This window comes from Neobacillus notoginsengisoli, from assembly GCF_003515685.1.
Taxonomy (GTDB): Bacteria; Bacillota; Bacilli; order Bacillales; family Cytobacillaceae; genus Bacillus_D; species Bacillus_D notoginsengisoli.
In genome coordinates, this window is the sequence record NZ_QWEG01000003.1 from 244,022 (window position 1) to 265,163 (window position 21,142).

At 44.7% G+C, this 21,142-nt stretch carries 24 protein-coding genes, 1 tRNA gene and 1 pseudogene; 6 read left to right on the top strand and 20 right to left on the bottom strand.

The window, feature by feature from the left end; all coding sequences use genetic code 11:
* The first annotated feature begins 75 nt into the window (after positions 1 to 75).
* On the top strand, positions 76 to 2,022 hold the full coding sequence (locus D1B31_RS05835) for a glycoside hydrolase family 15 protein (protein ID WP_158587474.1): 1,947 nt from the start codon (positions 76 to 78) through the stop codon (positions 2,020 to 2,022).
* Between the two features lie 178 nt (positions 2,023 to 2,200).
* Here the strand turns inward: D1B31_RS05835 and D1B31_RS05840 are convergent, their stop codons facing one another.
* Both D1B31_RS05840 and D1B31_RS05845 read right to left on the bottom strand, forming a co-directional pair.
* Positions 2,201 to 2,572 (bottom strand): rRNA methyltransferase, encoded by a 372-nt coding sequence (locus D1B31_RS05840; RefSeq protein ID WP_118919813.1) that lies wholly within the window; start codon positions 2,570 to 2,572, stop codon positions 2,201 to 2,203.
* Between the two features lie 32 nt (positions 2,573 to 2,604).
* Positions 2,605 to 3,375, bottom strand: coding sequence for an LAGLIDADG family homing endonuclease (locus D1B31_RS05845; protein ID WP_118919814.1), 771 nt, complete (start codon positions 3,373 to 3,375; stop codon positions 2,605 to 2,607).
* 262 nt (positions 3,376 to 3,637) lie between these two features.
* Here D1B31_RS05845 and gndA point away from each other — a divergent pair.
* A pseudogene (gndA, locus tag D1B31_RS05850) lies at positions 3,638 to 5,047 on the top strand (NADP-dependent phosphogluconate dehydrogenase).
* A 42-nt stretch (positions 5,048 to 5,089) separates the two neighbouring features.
* Here the strand turns inward: gndA and D1B31_RS05855 are convergent.
* The 6 genes from D1B31_RS05855 to D1B31_RS24145 all read right to left on the bottom strand — a co-directional run bounded on the left by D1B31_RS05855 (position 5,090) and on the right by D1B31_RS24145 (position 8,359).
* Positions 5,090 to 5,755, bottom strand: a complete 666-nt coding sequence (locus D1B31_RS05855; protein ID WP_118919815.1) for a hypothetical protein — start codon at positions 5,753 to 5,755, stop codon at positions 5,090 to 5,092.
* A 144-nt stretch (positions 5,756 to 5,899) separates the two neighbouring features.
* Positions 5,900 to 7,264, bottom strand: coding sequence for an amino acid permease (locus D1B31_RS05860; RefSeq protein WP_118919816.1), 1,365 nt, complete (start codon positions 7,262 to 7,264; stop codon positions 5,900 to 5,902).
* A gap of 81 nt (positions 7,265 to 7,345) precedes the next feature.
* A complete protein-coding gene (locus D1B31_RS05865; RefSeq protein WP_118919817.1) occupies positions 7,346 to 7,699 on the bottom strand; it encodes a hypothetical protein in 354 nt (117 codons plus the stop codon).
* Positions 7,700 to 7,843: 144 nt separating this feature from the next.
* Complete coding sequence (locus tag D1B31_RS05870; RefSeq protein ID WP_118919818.1) at positions 7,844 to 8,035, bottom strand: YbxH family protein; 192 nt, start codon at positions 8,033 to 8,035, stop codon at positions 7,844 to 7,846.
* Positions 8,036 to 8,048: 13 nt separating this feature from the next.
* Complete coding sequence (locus D1B31_RS24140) at positions 8,049 to 8,189, bottom strand: hypothetical protein (RefSeq protein WP_158587475.1); 141 nt, start codon at positions 8,187 to 8,189, stop codon at positions 8,049 to 8,051.
* Positions 8,190 to 8,209: 20 nt separating this feature from the next.
* Positions 8,210 to 8,359, bottom strand: a complete 150-nt coding sequence (locus D1B31_RS24145; RefSeq protein WP_158587476.1) for a hypothetical protein — start codon at positions 8,357 to 8,359, stop codon at positions 8,210 to 8,212.
* Between the two features lie 163 nt (positions 8,360 to 8,522).
* Between D1B31_RS24145 and D1B31_RS24595 the strand changes: the two genes are divergently transcribed.
* Positions 8,523 to 8,678, top strand: coding sequence for a hypothetical protein (locus D1B31_RS24595; RefSeq protein WP_192894736.1), 156 nt, complete (start codon positions 8,523 to 8,525; stop codon positions 8,676 to 8,678).
* A 47-nt stretch (positions 8,679 to 8,725) separates the two neighbouring features.
* Here the strand turns inward: D1B31_RS24595 and D1B31_RS24150 are convergent, their stop codons facing one another.
* Positions 8,726 to 8,866 (bottom strand): hypothetical protein, encoded by a 141-nt coding sequence (locus D1B31_RS24150; protein ID WP_158587477.1) that lies wholly within the window; start codon positions 8,864 to 8,866, stop codon positions 8,726 to 8,728.
* Positions 8,867 to 9,032: 166 nt separating this feature from the next.
* On the opposite strand from D1B31_RS24150, the gene D1B31_RS05875 reads away from it, so the two are divergent.
* Positions 9,033 to 10,208 (top strand): glycosyl hydrolase family 18 protein, encoded by a 1,176-nt coding sequence (locus D1B31_RS05875; protein ID WP_240035183.1) that lies wholly within the window; start codon positions 9,033 to 9,035, stop codon positions 10,206 to 10,208.
* 33 nt (positions 10,209 to 10,241) lie between these two features.
* On the opposite strand, the gene D1B31_RS05880 is transcribed toward D1B31_RS05875, so the two are convergent.
* Together D1B31_RS05880 and D1B31_RS05885 are read right to left on the bottom strand one after the other, a co-directional pair.
* The gene (locus D1B31_RS05880) at positions 10,242 to 10,520 is read right to left on the bottom strand and encodes a DUF1292 domain-containing protein (RefSeq protein WP_118919819.1); all 279 of its coding nucleotides are present in this window, start codon (positions 10,518 to 10,520) and stop codon (positions 10,242 to 10,244) included.
* Positions 10,521 to 10,604: 84 nt separating this feature from the next.
* Positions 10,605 to 10,865, bottom strand: coding sequence for a hypothetical protein (locus tag D1B31_RS05885; protein WP_118919820.1), 261 nt, complete (start codon positions 10,863 to 10,865; stop codon positions 10,605 to 10,607).
* 148 nt (positions 10,866 to 11,013) lie between these two features.
* Here D1B31_RS05885 and D1B31_RS05890 point away from each other — a divergent pair, with 148 nt between their 5' ends.
* A complete protein-coding gene (locus D1B31_RS05890; RefSeq protein WP_118919982.1) occupies positions 11,014 to 11,313 on the top strand; it encodes a hypothetical protein in 300 nt (99 codons plus the stop codon).
* Positions 11,314 to 11,363: 50 nt separating this feature from the next.
* Positions 11,364 to 11,448, top strand: a tRNA-Gly gene (locus D1B31_RS05895).
* 95 nt (positions 11,449 to 11,543) lie between these two features.
* On the opposite strand, the gene D1B31_RS05900 is transcribed toward D1B31_RS05895, so the two are convergent.
* From D1B31_RS05900 to D1B31_RS05940, 9 genes are all read right to left on the bottom strand, one after another.
* Positions 11,544 to 12,620 carry a tartrate dehydrogenase gene (locus tag D1B31_RS05900; RefSeq protein ID WP_118919821.1) on the bottom strand — a complete coding sequence of 359 codons (1,077 nt, stop codon included), beginning with the start codon at positions 12,618 to 12,620 and terminating at the stop codon, positions 11,544 to 11,546.
* 13 nt (positions 12,621 to 12,633) lie between these two features.
* Positions 12,634 to 13,638, bottom strand: a complete 1,005-nt coding sequence (locus tag D1B31_RS05905; RefSeq protein WP_240035184.1) for an NAD(P)-dependent oxidoreductase — start codon at positions 13,636 to 13,638, stop codon at positions 12,634 to 12,636.
* Positions 13,635 to 14,837 carry a thiolase family protein gene (locus tag D1B31_RS05910; RefSeq protein WP_118919823.1) on the bottom strand — a complete coding sequence of 401 codons (1,203 nt, stop codon included), beginning with the start codon at positions 14,835 to 14,837 and terminating at the stop codon, positions 13,635 to 13,637. Before D1B31_RS05910 ends, D1B31_RS05905 begins: the two co-directional genes overlap by 4 nt.
* Positions 14,834 to 15,985, bottom strand: coding sequence for an acyl-CoA dehydrogenase family protein (locus tag D1B31_RS05915; RefSeq protein WP_118919824.1), 1,152 nt, complete (start codon positions 15,983 to 15,985; stop codon positions 14,834 to 14,836). The genes D1B31_RS05910 and D1B31_RS05915 overlap by 4 nt, the downstream gene beginning before the upstream one ends.
* Before the next feature lie 23 nt (positions 15,986 to 16,008).
* Positions 16,009 to 16,668 carry a 3-oxoacid CoA-transferase subunit B gene (locus D1B31_RS05920; RefSeq protein ID WP_192894737.1) on the bottom strand — a complete coding sequence of 220 codons (660 nt, stop codon included), beginning with the start codon at positions 16,666 to 16,668 and terminating at the stop codon, positions 16,009 to 16,011.
* The gene (locus tag D1B31_RS05925) at positions 16,652 to 17,359 is read right to left on the bottom strand and encodes a CoA transferase subunit A (RefSeq protein WP_275670697.1); all 708 of its coding nucleotides are present in this window, start codon (positions 17,357 to 17,359) and stop codon (positions 16,652 to 16,654) included. Before D1B31_RS05925 ends, D1B31_RS05920 begins: the two co-directional genes overlap by 17 nt.
* A gap of 22 nt (positions 17,360 to 17,381) precedes the next feature.
* Entirely contained in the window at positions 17,382 to 18,866 is a 1,485-nt protein-coding gene (locus D1B31_RS05930) for an aldehyde dehydrogenase family protein (RefSeq protein ID WP_192894738.1), read from the bottom strand.
* Entirely contained in the window at positions 18,847 to 20,052 is a 1,206-nt protein-coding gene (locus D1B31_RS05935; protein WP_118919826.1) for an LL-diaminopimelate aminotransferase, read from the bottom strand. Before D1B31_RS05935 ends, D1B31_RS05930 begins: the two co-directional genes overlap by 20 nt.
* Before the next feature lie 152 nt (positions 20,053 to 20,204).
* Entirely contained in the window at positions 20,205 to 21,059 is an 855-nt protein-coding gene (locus D1B31_RS05940; RefSeq protein ID WP_118919827.1) for a manganese catalase family protein, read from the bottom strand.
* Between the last annotated feature and the right edge of the window lie 83 nt (positions 21,060 to 21,142).

A 21,142-nucleotide genomic window follows, 5' to 3' on the forward strand; every position in this document is an offset into this window, starting at 1 on the left:
AAAAAAAAGTTTGTACATAGGGGGAGCGGGGATAGATAAAGTAGGTTCGTCCCAAGAGCTGATAGGAGGATGTGGATGAGGAAGAAACCATACTTGACTGATGCCATTATCGGGAATTCGAAAATGCTTGCCTCGATTACTAAAGATGGCCAGCTGCAGCGGCTTACTTGGCCTGCCATAGATTTCCCACAGCATGTGAACCGGTTTTATACGGGGGTACAACTTTCGGGGCCAGATTCCGAGACGGATTTTTTACATGAAAAAGGATGGGAATACAGGCAGGTATATGAGGAAAATACGAACATTCTTGTGACGAATGGATTTAACAGTGAACTTGGAATTGAAGTAACCCAAAAAGATTTCATTGTCCCTGGCAAGGATGTATTTGTGAGAGACTATTCCATTATGAATCACTCAGCTTCAGCTCGAAATCTATCTTTTGTTGTTTATTCCGACTTCATGGTAGACGACCGAAAACGCTATAATACGGTCCTCTATAATTTTTCAGAAGACTGTCTAATCCATTATTTTCGTCAGTATGCATTTGCGGTCGGAAGCAGCAGGGAGGCAGCACAATACCAATGCGGAAATGCATGGGAAGCTGCCAAAGTGAATCATTTGAATGGAAACCAGATTATGAATAAAACGGATGGAGCCTTATCATGGGACCTTGGACTGCTTCGGCCTGGTGAACAAGTTCATTTTCCGCTTTTTATCGCTGCCGGTGCAGACATTGGAGAAGCTGCTTCCGTGCTTTCTACTGCAAAAGAGGCAGGGGCAGAGGAGCTTTCCATGATTACAGCCAGCTACTGGGAAGATTTTTTGAAGCAGGCAAAAAAGATGAACATTGAAAATGAACAGGTAAAGAAAATATATAATAGATCATTGCTTACATTTAAACTATTGAACAATGAAGCGACTGGCGCCTTTATCGCAGGCCCGGAAGTGGATGAGGATTACGATTACTCGGGCGGTTATGCCTATTGCTGGGGCCGAGATGCAGCCTATATCGCCACTGCTGCAGACAAGGCAGGCTATCATGATCTCGTTTCAACATTCTATTATTCTACGGTGACCACGCAAAGGGAGGACGGAGCATGGGAGCACCGTTTTAATTCAGACGGAGTGCTGGCGCCAACATGGGGCATTCAAATTGATGAATGCGGCTCAATTCTTTGGGGAATCCATCATCACTACATGTTGACGAAGGATGAAGAGTTTCTAAAAACGATATGGCCAGCCGTCGAGAAAGGCGCGGATTTTTTGCACTCATATATTGATCCTGAAACAAATTTACCGTATCCTAGCAATGATTTATGGGAAAAACGGAATGGAGAACATACGTACTCATCTGCAGCAGTATATGGAGGACTGAAGGGAGCGGCAGAACTAGCCAGGATACGAAATAAAGGGACGTTAGCTGAAAAATGGGATGAAACAGCCAACTTAATCAAAAAAACAATAGAGGAAAGGTGCTGGAATGAAGAAACCGGCACTTATTTAAGAGCATTGAAACTGGCAGTAGACAAGGTAAAATACGAGGAAGCAAAATCCACGGGCAAAGCAGTTCTAATGGAAGAAAATCAAAAAGGCTATAAAACATTTAGGCTGATGGAAGATCCAGTCGTAGATATTTGCTTGCTCGGTCTATCTGTGCCGTTTAATATGATTGATGCGGAAGATGAGCGGATGGAGAAAACTGCGGAAACAATTGAAAAGTTGCTGACATCACCGGTTGTCGGCGGCATCGAGCGTTTTCCAGGAGATGTTTATATTGGCGGCAATCCGTGGATTTTAACGACATTATGGCTCGCTCAATACAATGTAATAATTGGTAAATTCGAAGAGGCTCGTGAATATCTTAATTGGGCTGTTAAACATGCAAATCATCTTGGATTATTGCCGGAACAAATCGATAAAAACACCGGTGAGCCTGCATGGGTCATGCCGCTGACATGGTCACATGCGATGTTCGTGTTAACTGTTATTGCACTTGATGAAGCTGGGGAACTAAATAAATAAATTAAACCATCAACAGCCGCAGATTGGGTGATTGCCGCAGTTGATGGTTTCTTAGTGAAAATTTCTATTTCGTCTCACTATCCAGAGTTTACTTGATTAACGAGACACTAAACCTCTCTTCGGATTTAAGTTCCTAGAATATATATTATGGTCGGGGCGTTGTTAATTAAACTAAGATTTATTCGATCCTATGTTTGTACCCTTCCCCCTTTGCCTTATTTACATCTATGTATCCGGCACTATACTCAATAACATCATTAATAAACAGATCATGGTCTTTTGCAAAAGCTTTCACTTGTTCAAGTAAATCCTTATCATAGGTCGTTTTATATTGAACTCTGTCCTTTGGTCTGTTTTCTTTAGTAAATGTTATAACACCTTCATTAAGAACAGCTTCTAAGCCTGTTTCCAAAAGATAATTAACGCGAGTATCATGTTGATTTGCAAGATCAGTTAGTTGATTCAAAAGACTTTTACTAATATTCGTTCTAAATTTCACCCTAGATTCATCGGTAATTTGAATGAGTCTTCCGTTAATATTTTTCCACATTTGTCATGCACCTTCCGATAAATTATTTTACATCATAAATATTGAGACATTCGTTCTCTTTTCTTAATGTTGCAATCATCCTTACACTGTTCGTAAATAATCCTCGCTAATTGAGCGACATCTTTTTTCCCTTTAACCCATACGCGGTAAATAATAGTGCCCTTTAAAGAGCTCTCTGTAGTGATTTCAGTGTTCAACTTCCATAATCGAAAAATAGTTTCTAACCCTTTGGCGAATTCTGGGCTAGCCGTAGTAATGTTCATTACATACCCTCGGTTTTGCACCCAGCCATCTCCATCAATAACTCCTCTGATAAACGATGGCAGGTAGACTTCCGGCACTGGTGGAAATAAAACATTGGATGACTTATTAGCTGAAATGCCTAATTGATTTAATTTTTTTCGGATCTTTGCCGAATGAATAAAAAGTGTCGGAGTTTTCCTAGTTTCATAGATTGCTCCAATATTATAATCTGTCCCCATATAGTTAGCTATTAGCTTCAAAATTCTTTCATCTTTTTGGGTAATTGTAATAGTAGAATAGTTTTTCATGGGTATATTGCCATCTGTAATAATAATTCCTAAAACCCATGCCATTTCGTGACTCCAAAAGTCAAAAAAATCTTCATTAACGCTGTGTTTTCTAGGTGGGCCCAATCGCTTTACATCAATACCTTTTTTGTAGAGAATATTCCTGATAGCCCTATCGGTAATGCCGATTATTTTACTCATTTGTTTATAAGGCATTCCATCTTTATACATTTCAACGACCATATCGTCAGTTATGCCAGCGTTTCTTGCCATAGTATCCTCACCCCCCAGTATTCCTTCACCAATACTATACAATTATCTACACATTACGTTCAAATTTTACTCTTGATTTTGGATCACTTTCAAAACATCCCTGGAGTGTACAGGTAGGGTGCAAATATGCATGCCCATAACCTTCCCTGATCAACCCAAGGCTTTAATTCGGTTACTTGTGGCAACCTTTGGTATACTAAGGACAGAGTGTCAAAATGTTCATCATGCGACAGATATCAACTGGGAAAGGAAGTTATTCAATATGGCAAAGCAACAAATTGGCATCATCGGTCTTGCTGTTATGGGCAAAAACCTTGCCTGGAATATGGAAAGTAAAGGATACAGTGTGGCTGTATTCAACCGCTCTTCTGAAAAAACAGATGAAATGGCAAGGGAATCAGAAGGAAAAAACATATTTCCGGCCTATTCAATTGAAGAATTTGTAAACTCGCTCGAAAAGCCGCGCAAAATCATGCTGATGGTCAAAGCGGGCGCCGCGACTGACGCAACCATCGATCAGCTATAGCCTTATCTTGAAAAAGGCGATATCTTAATTGACGGCGGAAACACATACTTCCCCGACACACAAAGGCGCAATAAAGAACTGAGCGAGCTTGGCCTCCATTTTATCGGTACAGGCGTCTCTGGCGGTGAGGAAGGCGCTTTGAAAGGCCCATCCCTCATGCCAGGCGGCCAGAAGGAAGCATATGAGCTTGTTGCCCCAATATTCAAAGACATCGCCGCAAAAGTGAATGGCGAACCTTGTACTACCTATATCGGGCCTGATGGCGCCGGCCACTATGTAAAAATGGTCCATAACGGCATTGAGTATGGGGATATGCAGCTTATTTCCGAGGCATACAACATACTTAAGAATGTAATGGGGATGAATGCCGATGAACTCCATGAAGTATTTTCAGAATGGAACAAAGGCGAGCTCGACAGCTACCTGATCGAAATTACAGCAGATATCTTTTCAAGGAAAGACGAAGAAACCGGCAAACCGCTCGTTGACTTGATCCTCGATACCGCCGGCCAAAAAGGGACTGGCAAATGGACAAGCCAAAGCGCATTGGATCTTGGTGTCCCCCTTCCGGTCATCACTGAATCAGTTTTTGCCCGGTTCATTTCAGCAATGAAAAATGAACGTACCGAGGCGAGCAAAATCCTTCGGGGCCCTGCCGCCAAGACGTTTACAGGTGATCGCCAGGCTTTCATTGAATCTGTCCGAAAGGCCTTGTATATGAGCAAAATCTGTTCCTATGCACAAGGGTTCGCCCAGCTGCGAGCCGCTTCCGAGGAATATGGCTGGGATCTCCGCTACGGGGACATCGCGATGATTTTCCGCGGCGGCTGTATAATCAGAGCGCAATTTTTGCAAAAAATCAAAGAGGCTTACGATCGTGAACCTGGCTTGAAAAACCTTCTCCTCGATCCTTACTTCAAGGAAATTGTTGAAGGTTACCAAGATGCATTAAGGGAAATCATTGGTGTCGCCGTTCAACACGGCATTCCTGTACCATGTTTCTCCGCCGCTGTCTCCTATTACGATAGCTACCGTTCGGAGACACTACCGGCCAACCTGCTTCAAGCGCAGCGCGACTACTTTGGAGCGCACACCTACCAAAGGATCGACAAGGAAGGAACCTTCCACACTGAGTGGATGAAATAAGAACATCGCAAAAACAACGGGAGCCCGCTTGGCTCCCGTTGTTTATTTAGTATGCCGTTGTTTAATCAGAAACTCATGGAATGGAGGATTATCCAGTTCAAAATATGGACTTGAAACATATTGGATATTTCCGTCCCTCCCATTTATATAAGTTGGTTCATCAAACACAATTAATTCTCTGATCGCGAGCTGTGCCATACTTGTCATCATAAAAACTTTATTGTAAAGAGGTTCATCTTTAAACAAGGCTTGTATGAGCATAGAAAATCGTTCCATAATATCTATTGGCTGAAAGTCATCGAATTCCCTTACCTCTGCAAAAAATCGTTTCGTGTGATTGTTATGAAGACCCAATAGGATGTACGGCTTTGTCGTAAAAAACGGTTTAATGATGACTTCAAAATCGTACTCTTCCGAATCCAACCTATTGTTCCCATCCCGATCCGGGAAAAAGCCCCTTTCAAATGAAATGGAAATGTTTAAAAAATCCGCTTCATCGTTTGCAAGGTAATCCTCTTCTGAGTATTCCTCGTCAGTACTTGTTTCATAAACTGTTTCCCCTATGTCGTCGTATACTTCCCAATCATCTTCAGCTTCCAGGTCTAGTTCCATTATTTGGCTCGACATATCGTTGACAATCATTGGCAGATAAGGATGAAGCAGACCAAGTACATGGTCATAAAATGGGAACTTGGTGTCAGTAGTCAATTAAACTCCTCCCTGCTTGGCATCTATATGCTCCATTTGGCAATAAACTTATCCTGTACCTTTAATCTACCCACTCTCATTAGAATCACACCTCTTTAGGAGAAATACAAAAAACGCTCACGTTGAGCGTTTTTAAATATCTGGTTAAACAGTCTTTTCTTTATTCCACACTTTGATTTGCATGATGAGCGTAACAAGAGCGATAACGGCCACAAAACCGATGCTCACAAAAAATCCAAATCTGATATTGCTTTCGAGAATCGTCCCGCTCACAGCCGCGGCCAAAAGGGCAATCCCAATAAATCCGAGTGCCTTCCCCCCTCTTTTTATTTCAAGGATTTTAAAGGAAGACATGATAATAAACGACCAATTGAATAAAATCAGGATTCCTGCTGCGGTGGTAATATATTCATAAATTTTTCCGGGAAGCAACAGTGCGGTGATAATCGATGCGATCAGCCCGGCGGTTGCAAGTCCAAGTGATGGGAGCGGCACACTTTTCCACTTGATTTTTTTTGCAAAAAGAGCCGGTGCATCTTTGCTCTCTGATAATGTCACCAGCAGGGTTGTCACGCCGAATAATGAAGCGGTCATAGTTGAAAAACCAGCCATGATGATGGCCGCATTGAATACATGTGGGAAAAATGGCAAGTTATAATGCTCCATAGCGGTGACGAACGGGCTTTCCTTTTCCGTAAATTCAGTATGATAAGCCATAATAACCGCAAATCCGACTGCCAGGACATAAATAACCGCCAGGACGATAAGCATAATTACCCCCGCTTTTGGAGCGTCTTCCTTCCTTTTCAGTCTTGTCGCCATCAAGCCGATTACCTCTATCCCTCCGTACGCATAGTAAGCGTATATTAAAGATGACCAAAAACCTGTCAGGCCTGCTGGAAAGAGTTTACCCATGGAAGAAGGGATACCCGGATGCTTCACATCTCCATGCAACACGCCGAACAATGCCAGTGCAGCAAGGATGATGAACATGACGATTGCCGATGTTTTTATTACAGCAAGCAAGTTTTCCACCTTGTCAAACCCTTTATTGCCGGTCAGCACTACAAGGATTGCCAGGACTGCATAGCCCGATGCAAAGAGCCATAGCGGAATACCAGGAAACCAAAATCTCGATAAAATGGACAAAGCCGTCAATTGACTTCCCATAATGAGGATATTTGAACTCCAATAGTTCCAGCCGCAGCTGAATCCCGCCCAACGCCCGAACGCCTTGCCCGCATAATAACAAAAGGAACCGTCCTGCGGGTCTTCAGCGGTCATTTTTGCTAGCAAATTATAGACGGTGTATGTGCCAAAGGCAGCTAACAAAAAAGAGAACACGATTGAAGGGCCCGTCGTTTTTATACCGATTGCCGAGCCAAGGAAAAAACCGGTGCCAATTGTACAGCCTATGCCAATCAGGGACAGCTGCCACCATTTTAAATTTCCTTTGTCCGAACCGCTGCTCATCTTGGCCGATTTTTCCGAGGGGATAAAAAAGTCCATGGTCTGCCTCCTAGAAAGATGATCGGTTACATGCTGTTCGGTCAGTTGTTATACTAGCTGCCAGAAAAATAATCCAGGAATTTAATCCTTTTCCTTCCCTTCCTTTTCTACCGGCTTTCCGCTGTTTCTTTTTACTTTCCTGAACATGGATGTTGACATGCTGCCCTGGACCATCATTTCCAAAAAGAATGGGGTGAAAATTTCTTTATATTCCTCATCATCGAACATCTTTTTGTTTTGAATCTCCATTTCTGCCAGTCCTTCATATTCAGATAAAAGGACATACGTATAATCAGGGCCGACGATTGGAGATAAAAGCTTGATATGATGGCTGTAATTTTCATTTCTGTACTGAACAATCTTTTCAAGGCTCTTAAATGCTTCGACGAATTTCTCTTGTTTTATATCAAATGTCTGATATACGTATACAGTCATGGCAACCTCCTGAAATATCACGATGGATCTTTCTGTTCTTTTGAAAAATAATCTTCCCAAGACAACTGTTTTTGATACGATGATCTTTCCGTCAACCTTATAAAAAAAAGGCCTCCCAGGCCCAAAAAGAATACTAGAGGTTGTTTAGATTCCTTTCTTATGGCAGTATTCATCAACAAGTTGTTCGATTTTATCCACTACAGGAAATTTCCCGTTGAAGGAAAACGTTATTTCTTCAACAAAATCGCCATTTTTGTATACATGAATCGCACCTTTTTGGCTTATGACACTAAACTCCGGTTCAAATCGGTAGCCGTGTTTGTCAATAGCACCCATGCCAACATCATCCTTACCGTTTTTCTTGATTCTTCTTCTGATCCACTTTCATGTTTAAGCTGCTTTTTTCAGGACTGGCTGGTACAAACCCGTATCCTGTAGGACTGCTTTCCATATCGTCCGCCGGTCCTTTTCTTCCTGTCTTTTCAAGCATAATTGTCCACTCCTAACCGATTACTGATCCTGTTTTTTATTATTGCCCCTTACGCCCTTTTTCGATGATTGCGGAGAATGATGGTTCTCACTGCCGCCATTTGGCGGGCCGTATACATGACTGTCTGAGGTGATCTTGGCCCCTTTTAAAAAATCATCCTTCGTTTTCATTTCTTATCCTCCTTTAAAGATCCGAGTGACTTTAGGATATGCCACAGGAAGGATTTCTATAAGGCGCGATTTTTTTCTATCTTCATTACGACACCCCTGGCTAAAACAAATGTTTTTGAGAAAAATAATTGGGAAACGTTAGAATCAGCAAGGAGTGTTTCATATGGAGAAAAAGCGCAGTCCTGAAAATGCCCCGACCATAGCACCGGGGCTTGACACGGATGCGAAGCTAAGCCAGTCAGCATCTGAACGGGAAAAAAGAGAAGGCGAGTCAACAAGGGTCACAATCGCATCATGGGATGAAGTTGATCCGAGTTAACACAAAAAAATCCGCCGGATTCAATTTCGGGCGGATTTTTTGGCGTTTTATTCCTTTAAGTCAGAATTCTCAGTTGTCGCAAATTCAACAGTTAGAAGGCTTTCGTCATGATCGAGGCCATATAAACCTTTTTGTTTGTCTTCTTTCATATCTTTATTTAGCTGCTTTCTCTCCTGCTTTTTTTCCATCTGTACCCCTCAATCCTATTTAGATTCTGTTAATCTGTTCCTTGCTGATAGTATTTACGCATTAAAGGCATATACAACCTCCATGCTATGTAGGGTTAAATTACCACCCCCTCCGCTCTCGCTTTTTTGCTAGACTTTTATGGTAAGAGACGAAGGAGGAACCAGATTGGCTCATATCAGAAAAATCATGACTGCTCTTATGATTATTATTATCTTCATGTCCGGTTTTATGACCGGATCATTTTATACATCACATATGAAAGATAAGAAAACAGTAATGAAACATCATTTGGCACCTGAATCAGAAAAATCTTTGCCTGGCAAAAAAATGCCTGAATCCGCTTCCTCTAAAGTTGTAATGGGATATGTACAAGACTTTCGAAATCCGGATCTAATAAATGTTCGAAATTTAACACATGTCATTTTTTCTTTCGCTCATCCCTCTGAGGACGGTGATGTGTTGCTGAACGGAGATATGGCCTGGGAGAACCTCCGCAAAACGGTAAGGCTGGCTCATGAAAACGGGAGCAAAGTAATCCTTTCTGTCGGTGGCTGGTACCATCTTAATGGCGAGGAATCTTATCCCTATTTTAAGAAAGCAATCAGTAATCTTGATTCACGAAAAAAACTTGTTGAGAGCCTTATTAATATTGCCGATCAGGAAAACCTTGACGGCATTGATATCGATTTTGAACACCCAAGGACAGAAGCAGATGCCGCGAATCTGGCTGCTTTTATGAAGGAGTTGAGTGTGAAACTTCATGGACAGAAAAAGGAACTGTCTGTTGCCGTAAATTCCAAAATCAATGCGATAACTGGAGCTGAAGTGGAATCGGTCATTTTTAAACCTGAAATGTTCCATTTTGCCGATTATGTAAATATTATGGCCTACGACGGCCAGTGGGACGGCGGCTATCATGCCGAGAATCTTGCTCCCTACCATTTTACTGAAAATGTGGTTCATTACTGGTCGAGGCTTTTTAATTCATTGGAAATTCCAAAAAGCAAACTAGTCCTAGGGGTACCACTATATGCACAGCCTGAAAATATAAATGCAAAACAAATTTCTTACGCAACAATTATTAGCAAAAACCCTGATTTTGCGAATAAGGATATGATTATCTTGAACGGTACTGCTTACTTTTATAATGGTCAAAAGACAGTGAGGAAAAAAACCGCACTTGCCCTGTCAAATGGTTTCGGCGGCATGATGCTATGGGAGGCTGGGCATGATGGCGAAGGAAATACTAGTATGGCCAAATCTATTCGGTCGGCCATAAACGATCATAGTCATAATTCTATAAACATTCATAGTCAAAAAAAGACCAGAAGGGAGCGCTGATCACTCCTTCCTGGTCTTTTCCCGCTCACAGTTTTAATCTTCAATCTCTTCCTGGTCCATCAATTCTTCAAAAGCTTCAGCGACCTTGTCGAATTCCTCATCCGTTTGAATTGCATCAAGATCACCTTCCTGATCCACTTTAAGGAAGAAAATATCAATGTCGTCGTCCGTTTCTTCCTGGAGGTCATCCAAAAAGCTGACGGCCACATATTCCGTGCCTTCAATATTCATTACAGCCAGAACTTCCACCTGCTGTTCCTGTTCGTTCTCGTCACTGATTGAAAAAATTTCGCCAACTTCAATTTTTTCCAACACTTTCCCCTCGCTTTTACTTTAATGGACGTACCTTCATTGTTTTCCCACAAATGGGATCAATAATGCACCTGAAATATACATTCATGTGTCAAATTCAATGATTTTTTCCAGCCTTTCAACTAACACCATACACCTTTTTTCACCGAGTTCAAAGATGTACATCGAATTTTCTTTTTCAACTAGCAATTTTCTGAATTGGATATCGCCGTTTATATGATTTTCTTCCATGAGTTCAAGCAATTTATTGTGGATTTGTTCTTTATTCGGCTCAATGGTTGAAGCAATTTTAATCGGCATAGGTATACCCGGAATTTTATAAGTTACTAAAATTACTGTCTCCAATGGCTTCACTCCTTACAAGAGCAATTCGACATGAATGGAAATATCCCTTCAAATTAAGGAAAGTTTTTATCACTCTTTCTTTTTACATGCCTTCATTCATTAAAAGCATTATACTATAAGGAGTCTTACATAGATGAAGGGGATACAAATGGATAATAAAGAGCTTCAGGATAAAATTATTGCAAATTACCAAGCTGATGAAAAAATGATGATTCTTGTCTTTGCCCAGTGGTGCATCAATAATGGGCTTGATCCCGAAGAGCTATACTTTAGGGCCTATCCCGGTCAGGGTTCCAACCAGGCATTAAAGGATGCACTTGAGCTCACAGTCCCAAAAGAGGAAGCCGGCGAAGTTCCAGACCAGACGTTGCTAGGCGTTTTGTCCTTATTCGGCAATGACGATCTTGCTTTTATTGTTACCGAAGAAATCAGCAATCGGAAGAAGTAATTTCTTTTGGATAGAATATTCTTCCTCTTCCTGGTTAAACTACTCCCAGAAGGCTTGTAGCTCAATGGAAGAGCAGCCTTCAGCCTGCCAGCCGGGCTGAAGTGCATCTTGCGGGTTCGAATCCCGCCGGGTCTTCTTAACCATTTCCATTTTAAAAAGGCATGCTATTTCAAGCACGCCTTTTTGCAAGAGTACATAACGGCCAATTTTCATGGCAAAAATCCCGCGGTTCAGCCTAATCGTTTGATTTTCCCGCAAACTTCCTCACCGAATTGCACTGTCGTTGCGGTCCCTCCTAAATCCGGAGTTACCATTCTGCCTTCCTCCAAAACCTGCTGAAGGGCTTCCATCAAGATGTTCGCAAGTGCATGTTCACCGAGATGTTCAAGCATCATCCCAGCGCACCAAATGGCGGCTGTCGGATTCGCTATGCCTTTTCCTGCGATGTCTGGCGCGGAACCATGTACCGGTTCAAACATCGAAGGGAATTTCCTATCTGGATTGATGTTCGCGGAAGGAGCAATCCCCATACCGCCTACAATCGCGGCACCCAAGTCTGTCAAAATATCGCCAAAAAGATTCGATGCGACAACAACATCGAAAACATCCGGCTTCGTCACAAAAAAAGCGGCCAATGCATCAATATGGGTAATCTCAGTTTCTACTTCAGGGTATTCCAGGTTGATTTTCCTTACATATTCATCCCAAAACGGCATCGTATGGTTGATTCCATTTGATTTGGTTGCTGCAGTCAGCCTTTTCGGTTTCCCTATCTTATTTGCCATAGAGTACGCATAGCGGAGCACCCTTTCAACACCATGCTTCGTAAAAACGGCACTTTGAATAGCCAAATCCATTTCTGTTCCCTCATACATCCTGCCGCCGATGCTTGAATATTCTCCTTCATTGTTTTCACGGATGACAGTAAAATCAAGATGCTCTGCAGTCCTCCCGGCTAAAGGGGATTGAATCCCCCGCAACAGCTTAACCGGCCGAAGATTGATATATTGCTCGAATTTCCTTCTTATTGGAAGTAGAAGCCCCCATAGTGATACATGATCGGGAACCCCGGGATAGCCAACAGCACCTAGATAGATGGAATCAACATCCTTTAATTCATCCAGCCCAGTTTCGGACATCATCCGGCCGGTTTTTAAATAATATTCACATCCCCAATCAAATGTTCGGTAATCCATTTTTATCCCGCCATCCAAGCTGCAAAGAGTATCCAGAACCTTCTTTCCTTCTTTAATGACATCAATCCCTATCCCATCTCCGGGTATAAGGGCAATTGAATAACTTCTCATCCGCTCACCGCCGTTAGTTTTTGAACACCTCGGGATTCCCGATATTATCCGGCCTCTCACCAGCCAATGCTTTTAGAATATTCTTGGCAACCGTTGTTGACATAATGTAATTACACTCAACGGTCGTGCCGCCTACGTGTGGCGTAACAATGACATTTGGCAGACTGAGAATTGGATCATCTGCAGGAGGCGGTTCAGGATTAAATACATCCAATGCGGCGCCGGCAATTTTTCCATCCTTTAAAACCTCAATTAGATCGTCCTGGTTGATGATGCCCCCCCTTGCTGTATTGATAAGATACGAGGTGGGTTTCATAAATGAAAGCAACTGCCTGTCAATGAATCCCTTTGTCGCATCGGTAAGCGGTATATGAAGGGATATAAAATCCGAAGTCTTAAATAAGGATTCCAGATCCTCGGTTACCTTAATCCCCCACTCCCTCGCTGCTCCGTGCTTTGCTTCATTATATTTGCGGACCCACACTTCCACGTCCATATCCAGGCCCAGCTTCAGCCTTTTGGCCGTTTCTTTTGCAATGCTTCCGAAACCGACTAAACCCGCTTTTTTTCCTTTCAGTTCGAACGATTTCAGAGAGGTTCGGGATTGATAGTTTCCGCCGCTCATTTCGTGATGGAATGATATAAGGTTCTTTCCTAGTGCCATCATCAGCATGACAGCATGTTCCGCTGTCGAGACAGCGTTGACGGCTGGAGCATGCAGGACGGGGATTTTTTTTGATGTGGCATAAGCAACATCAATATTATCTAAGCCTACGCCCGCCCCGCTAATGGCCTTTAGCTTTGGGGCTGCATCAATGATTTCCTTTGTTATCCTGGCCGGCGCTCGCAGGACGATGCCGTCCACATCAGCCGCAAGCTTGCAAATCGTTTCATTGTCAATTTTGACTGTCCGAATAACCTCTGCACCTTCAGTCAAAATTTTCTCGCCTTCCGAATGGTACATAGACAGAATTTGGAGGATTTTTGGTTTTTCCATTTTCCGATCCCTCTGCTTCATATTCGTAAGTTTTCGACTATCGCTGTCAGTCCCTGGCCGCCTCCTATACATAGGGACACAAGGCCGTACCGCTTGCCGCTTCGCTCTAACTCTTGAAGAAGTTTTACCATTAAAATCGCGCCTGTCGCGCCGATTGGATGTCCGAGGGCGATCGCCCCGCCATTTACATTCACCCTTTTCGGATCCAATTCAAGTTCTTTCATAACGGCAATCGATTGTGCGGCAAAAGCTTCATTCAATTCGATGAGGTCGATATCCTTTAAAGCCAGATTTGCGTTCTTCAATGCTTTTATTGTAGCAGGGACAGGACCAATACCCATAATATTAGGTGAAACACCGGCTGAAGCCTGGCCGATTATTTTTGCCCGTGGCTTAATTCCTCGCTTCATTGCTTCCTCTTCATTCATGACAAGGAGTGCTGCGGCGCCGTCATTCCGTCCGCTCGCATTACCGGCTGTCACTGTGCCTCCTTCCTTGAAAACGGGCTTTAGCTGAGCTAGTTTCTCAAGTGAGGTCAACCTTGGGTGTTCATCTTTTGCAAAATAGGAATCTCCCTTTTTCGTTTTTAGAGGGATGGGAATAATTTCATTAACAAATTTTCTCGCAGCAATCGCAGCGACCGCTTTTTCCTGGCTCCGATGGGCAAACTCGTCTTGTTCTCTCCGGCTTATATCATACTGGACGGCTAGGTTTTCTGCCGTCATCCCCATTGTAAGAGGCCCATATACCTCGATTGGCTGGGCGCGGGGCTGGCTTTCTGTATTCGGGTCGAGCAGCTCCCCGTTTCCTGCTCCATACCCGTAACGCGCCTTCCGTAAATAATAGGGTGCCGTGCTCATGCTCTCGGCGCCGCCGGCAATGGCAACAGTCATTAATCCGCACATGATTTCTTGGGAAGCATTCAAGAGAGCCTGCAGACCGGAAGCGCACTGGCGGTGAACTGTATAGCCGGGAACTTCCACAGGCAGGCCGGCCCTCAAGGCAGCCAGCCTTGCCAAATTTGGCGTGTCCGAACTTTGCTTTGCATGGCCCCAAACGACTTCGTGAATCTCTTTCCCGTCAGTCCCTGTTCTCGTCAGCAGCTCCTTGATGACCACTGCAGAAAGGCGGTCAGCTTCGACATCCTTCAAGGCTCCGCCCATCCGGCCGATGGGAGTCCGGACACCATCAATGATGACGGCACTTTTTAACCCGGTCATCCTTTCAAACCCCTTTTCAGTTCGGCTGCAATGATACTTTTCTGGATTTGGCTTGTACCTTCGTAAATTTTTGTAATCCGGGCGTCCCTGTAAAACCTTTCGATAGGATAATCCTTCATATAGCCGATGCCGCCATGGATCTGGACGGCCAGGTCGGCCACTCTGTTGTAAACTTCAGACCCGTAAAGCTTTGCAATCGCCGCTTCCTTTACAACTCGCATATTTTTATCACTCATCCAGGCGACCCTGTAAGTAATTGAGCGCAGCACTTCTATTTCCGCTGCCATCTCCGCAAGCATATGCTGGACGGCCTGCTGCTCAAAAATCGGCTTTCCGAATTGCTCCCTTTTCATTGCATAATCGAGGCTCATTTCCAACAGTTTTTCACAAGAACCCAGGTTCCTCGCCGCCAGTCCCGCCCGGCCATTCGCAAGGATCTTCAAGGCGTTGATATAGCCTTTGTTTTCCTCTCCAAGAACATTTTCAACCGGAACTTCCATCTCTTCAAAAAACAATTCGGCCGAATGCGAACCGCGCAGACCCATTTTCCTTTCCACTGCGCCAAGCACAAAGCCGGGAAAGGATTTTTCTACAATAAACGAAGTGATGCCTTTGGCGCCTTTTTCCGGATCCGTCACGGCCATGACCGTAAAAACATGGCCGCAGACAGCGTTTGTAATATAATGCTTGGAACCGTTCAAGATATAGCGGTCCCCTTTTTTCACTGCCCTGGTCTTTAGAGCCGCTGCATTGGACCCGGCGCTCGGTTCAGTCAGTGCAAAGGCGCCAACCCATTCACCGGAAGCCATTTTAGGCAAGTATTTTTTCTTTTGCGTTTCTGTCCCAAGCTCAACAATGCCAACCGAACCGATCCCTGTGTGTGCGCCAATCAAAGTCGTATAGCCATTATGCGTTTTGCCTAGCTCCTCATAAATAGCGCATTTGCCGACCATGTCAAGCCCAAGCCCGCCGTATTCCTCCGGGATACCGAGTCCAAAAAGCCCCATTTCCTTGGATAACCGGACGACTTTTTCTGGAATTTCATCGTTCTCTTCAATCTCCATTGCCACTTTTTCGACTTCTTCTTTCACGAAGTCCCGGACCGCGGCACGGAGGAGCTCTATCTCTTCCGGGAAAGTGAAATCCATTTAATTTCCCCCTTTTTGCAAAATCACCATCTTTTCAATGTTTCAGCAACTGTAAATACGGCATCAGTGGATGCCCTCAATTCGTCCAGTGTACAATCATTGGATATTTCCTCTAGCACTAGCTGCCTGCAGGAGACCGAAAAGACCCCGAGTTCTGTTACAATCAGCTTCGCGCACTGAATGCCTGTCGTCGGGTAGGTGAGCTTTCGGACAAGCTTTGGAGAACCGTCCTTCGCTGTATGAGTAAGAGCCGCAATAATTGTTTTTGCCCCCGGGACTAAATCCATCGCCCCGCCCACTCCAAGAATATCCGTGCCCGGTACAGCCCAGTTTGCGATTTCACCATTTTCACTCACCTGCAGTGCGCCTAGAACGACTACATCAATATGGCCGCCCCTAATCATCCCGAATGAATCGCTGCTCGAAAAAATCGCCGCACCTGGCTCTAGCGTGACAGGATGTTTGCTTGCGCTTATGCAATCCATATCGATTTCATTAGGAGGAGGGGGCGGCCCCATGCCAAGCATCCCATTTTCGGAGTGAAGAAAAACGCCGGAATTTGGGTCAAGGAATTCTGGAATAAGCGTCGGAATGCCAACGCCGAGATTGACAACCATTCCTTTTTTCAGTTTCTTTGCAATCCGCCTGGCAATTTTTTTTCGCGCTTCAACTATTTTTGACATAAACGCCACCAACCTTTTCATAGCTGCTCAGAACAAGAACATCAACAAAATGATGGGGAGTGACAATTTGTTCTGGGTCCAAACAGCCGGCAGGAACAATTTCATCAACTTCGGCAATGACCAAATCCGCCGCTGTAGCCATGGCCGGATTAAAATTTCGCGCGGACTTTGAGTAGATGAGATTGCCTAACGTATCCGCCTTCCATGCTTTGATTAGGGAAGCATTGGCGCGGATTGCCTCGATTAAAATATTCCTCTCCGCTCCGAACATCCGTTCCTCCTTGCCGTTAGCAAGCTCTGTTCCAACCCCGGTTTTCACATAAAATGCGGCAATCCCCGCTCCGCCCGCACGGATTGCTTCCACAAATGAGCCTTGGGGATACAGTTCAATTTCAAGCAGGCCATCTTTCCAGGCTTTGACGGCATCCCTGTTGGACGTAAAATACGACCCGACCGCTTTTTTGATTTGGCCGGACTGCAAAAGGATTCCGAGACCTTTGCCTGCTTCCCCGAGATTATTGCTAATAATGGTCAGATTCCTTATTGAAGGCTCATTTTGGATTGCATCAATTAGCGTAAATGGGGTTCCGCATAGGCCGAAGCCGCCAACCATGATAGAATTTCCTTCACGCAGCAGCCCAACCGCTTCCTCTGGCGACTGAAGTTTTTCCGATTTAGCGGCTACTCCCAAGCCAATGCCTCCTTTCCTTTGCCTATTTATTATCAATCTGCGCCCGCTGCAAGGTACCACTGAAATCAACGTAAACTGACTTCCATTCTGTATAAACATCAAGTGCCGCGACGCCCGAATCCCGATGTCCGTTCCCTGTGCCTTTCGTCCCGCCGAATGGAAGATGGATTTCCGCTCCCGTCGTTCCCGCATTGATATAAACAATTCCTGTATCAAAGTCACGCATCGCCTTGAACACTCGGTTAACGTCCTTAGTAAATACCGAACTCGACAGGCCGAACTCGACACTATTATTAACATCAATAGCTTCCTCGAGGCTTTTTACCGGGATAATCGATGTCACCGGCCCGAATATTTCCTTTTGGGCAATCGTCATATGTGGGGAAACATCTGTGAATATAGTAGGCTCGTAATAATGCCCTTTTGCAAAATCTTCTTCATTCAAAATAGAACCGCCGCATAATAATTTTGCACCTTCGCCAATGCCTGTTTGGACGTATTCATGAATCCGGTCAAGTGAGCCCTTATTTATAACAGGCCCTACATCAATCCGTTCATCAGCGCCGTTTCCTACCTTTAACGATTGTACGCGTTCCAAGAGCTTATGTTCCAACTCTTCCTTTACTGCTTCGTGGACGATAATTCTGCTGCAGGCGGTGCAACGTTGGCCGGCTGTTCCAAATGCGCTCCAGATAATACCGTCAACAGCAAGATCAAGATCCGCATCCTCGAGAACAGTGACGGCATTTTTCCCGCCCATTTCCAGGGATGTCCGTTTCAATAGCCTTCCTGCTTTCCCGTTAATGGCTCTTCCTACTTCATTTGAGCCTGTAAACGAAATAATATCGACATCAGGGTGCTCGACTAGGGCATTGCCAACTACACTTCCGCTGCCAAATACGACATTCATCAAACCTTTCGGAAGTCCCGCTTCTTCATAGACCTTCATAAATTCAGCCGCCATAAATGGTGTTTCGGAAGCTGGCTTCCAGACAACCGCGTTTCCGGCGACAAGAGCAGGCAGTGATTTCCACGAAGCAATCGCAATCGGGAAGTTCCAGGGGGTAATCAGCCCTGCAACACCAACTGGAACCCTGACACTCATCGCAAATTTATCCCGGAGTTCTGAAGGTACGGTTTCACCGAACAGACGCCGTCCCTCGCCGGCCATATAGTAGGCCATGTCGATTGCTTCCTGGACCTCGCCCCTTGCTTCCGCGATCACCTTTCCCATTTCGCTTGTCAAAATTTGCGCTAAATCCTCTTTCTTTTCCTTCAGAATCCTCGCAACTTCATACAAAACCTCCGCCCGCTCTGGAGCTGGGACGAGCCGCCAGGATTTTTGCGCTCTTTTCGCAGCCTTCACGGCTCTGTCGACATCGTGTGCTGATGAAACCGCCACTTCACCGAGTATCTCCCCTGTTGCGGGGTTAATATTTTGCACATTATGCCCCGTTTCTGATTGCGTCCATACACCATCAATATAGTTATCGTAGTGTTTCAACATCCTTATCCCTTCCGTCCCCTCTTAACTTATTTTGTTTTTTAATCCTGTTCGCCGCTTCCTCCAACCGATCACTTGGCACAGATAGAGACACCCTGAAAAACCCTTCACCCGAAGGCCCGAATGCACTGCCAGGCGTCACAATGACCCCTGCCTGTTCCAAAACCGCCGCAGAGAATTCCGCTGAGGAAAAGCCTGGCGGGACTGGCGCCCAAATAAAAAATGTTGCCTTTGGCTCCTCCGCGTCAATGCCGATTTCTCGAAGTGCGCCAACCATTCCTTTCATTCTGTTAAAATAGACCCTATTATAATCCTCGATGCATGTTTGATCGCCTCTTAAAGCATGGGCAGCCGCTAACTGTATAGGAGTGAATTGCCCTGTGTCCGTATTATTTTTATAGACTGCGAGTGCCCTGATCACCTCTTTATTCCCGACAACATAACCAATTCGCCAGCCGGTCATGCAATACGTTTTTGATAGTGAGCCAAATTCAACCGCAACATCCCTTGCCCCTTTTGCCTCTAGGATGCTTGGAGCTTTGTAATCTCCGAAAGTCACTTTGTTGTACGCTGAATCATGAGCGATAACGAGGCGGTTCTCTTTTGCAAAATCAACCGCTTCCTGAAAAAAGCTTCCATCCACCGAGGCTGCAGTCGGGTTGCCGGGATAATTCAAAAACATCAGGCGCGTTTTTGCCAGTACACCTTCTGGGATATCGGCAAAAATAGGCTTAAACCCAGTTTCTTTTTTCATCGGCATGTTATGGAAGCTTCCGCCTGCAAGCAGCACAGCCATCCTATATGGCGGATAGCACGGGTCAGGGACAAGCACGATCTCACCTGGATCAATCATGGACGGGACAAGATGGGCGATTCCCTCCTTGGAGCCAATCAGGGCCAACACTTCGGTCTCAGGGTCGAGCTCCACCTGGTATTCCCTCATATAAAATTCAGCAACCGCTTTTCTGAATTCCGGATGCCCCGAAAAATTCGGATACCGTAAATTTTCCGGTTTTCTCGCTTCCTCGCCAAGCTTATCCACGATATGGGCGGGAGTCGGCAAATCAGGGTCGCCAATTCCTAGATCAATGACATCGATCCCTGCTTTAATCATTGCCGCTTTCTTCTTTCCAAGTTCAGCAAACATATAAGGCGGGATTTGGTCCATTCTGGCTGATTGGTATCTCAAAAGCTTTCCCCCTTTTCAATAGGTGGTCCTAAAGAAAAAGTATGGGAAAATCGGCCGAGTATGCCTTTCAAATTAAAATTCATGGAAACAGAAGCGGTACTAATTAAAACCAGGATAAATAAAACCCCCGCATTCCTGCAGGGGAATTCCAACTATCTATTCAAGTCACTAATGCCTGGCGCGTGTTCATTCGGCAATTCTGGCAGCACAGGGACAGGATGGCCTTGTGGCGGCGGCACGACCTTCAGTTCTCCGCCGTTTCTGCTTGGCGATTGGCCGCTGAAAATTTCTCCGATTAAAGTGTCATCCAGCCTGAAGTTGAATTGGGCATTGTGAAAGCCCATATCTACATACTTCCGGCATTCAGGATACTTGTTAATATCATAATTCGGGACAGGAAAAAGCTTGCCCCACTCAACCCCTAATGTTTCCAATGCTTTGGCAAACGCATTTTGGTGGGCATTATCCCTGACGATCAGGAAAGCGAGTGTTTCTCTGAACGTTTTATTTGAGCTCATTTCATAAATCCTTGATTTTTGCAAAACGCCCGTGGATTCAAGAACAAGATTGTCGAGTAGATCGCCAATCAGATTGCCGTGGCTGTATACCCATGAGCCGTTCCATGGATTGCCGGCCGCATCCTCAGGGAGGGAAGCCTGCGCCCCCATAATATAATGGTGCGGGTTCGCATGAAGAACCGGCCTTTCCAATGGTGCGCCGCTGGGACTATCCGCTCCCGCCCCCGGTTCACCCGATTCGTTCAGTAATTGGTTGATGGTCGTCTGGACAAGCTCGACATGGCTGATTTCCTCTAGGAAAATCCCTCTAAGTAAATCCCGGTATTTTTTATCAGTCCCACGGAAATTCGAGCTTTGGAAGAAGAACTGCATCATCGTCCTCATTTCACCAAAGTGGCCGCCGAGGATTTCCTGCATAACCTTTGCCGCGGCAGGGTCGGGCTTGTCCGGTGTTATAATATTGATCAAATCTTCCCTGTAAAAATACATTCCTTTTACCCCTCTTTCTGCAATTGGAGCCAAAAGTGGCCATTACCCATAGATTGCTTAAAAAGGAAATATTTATACATAAA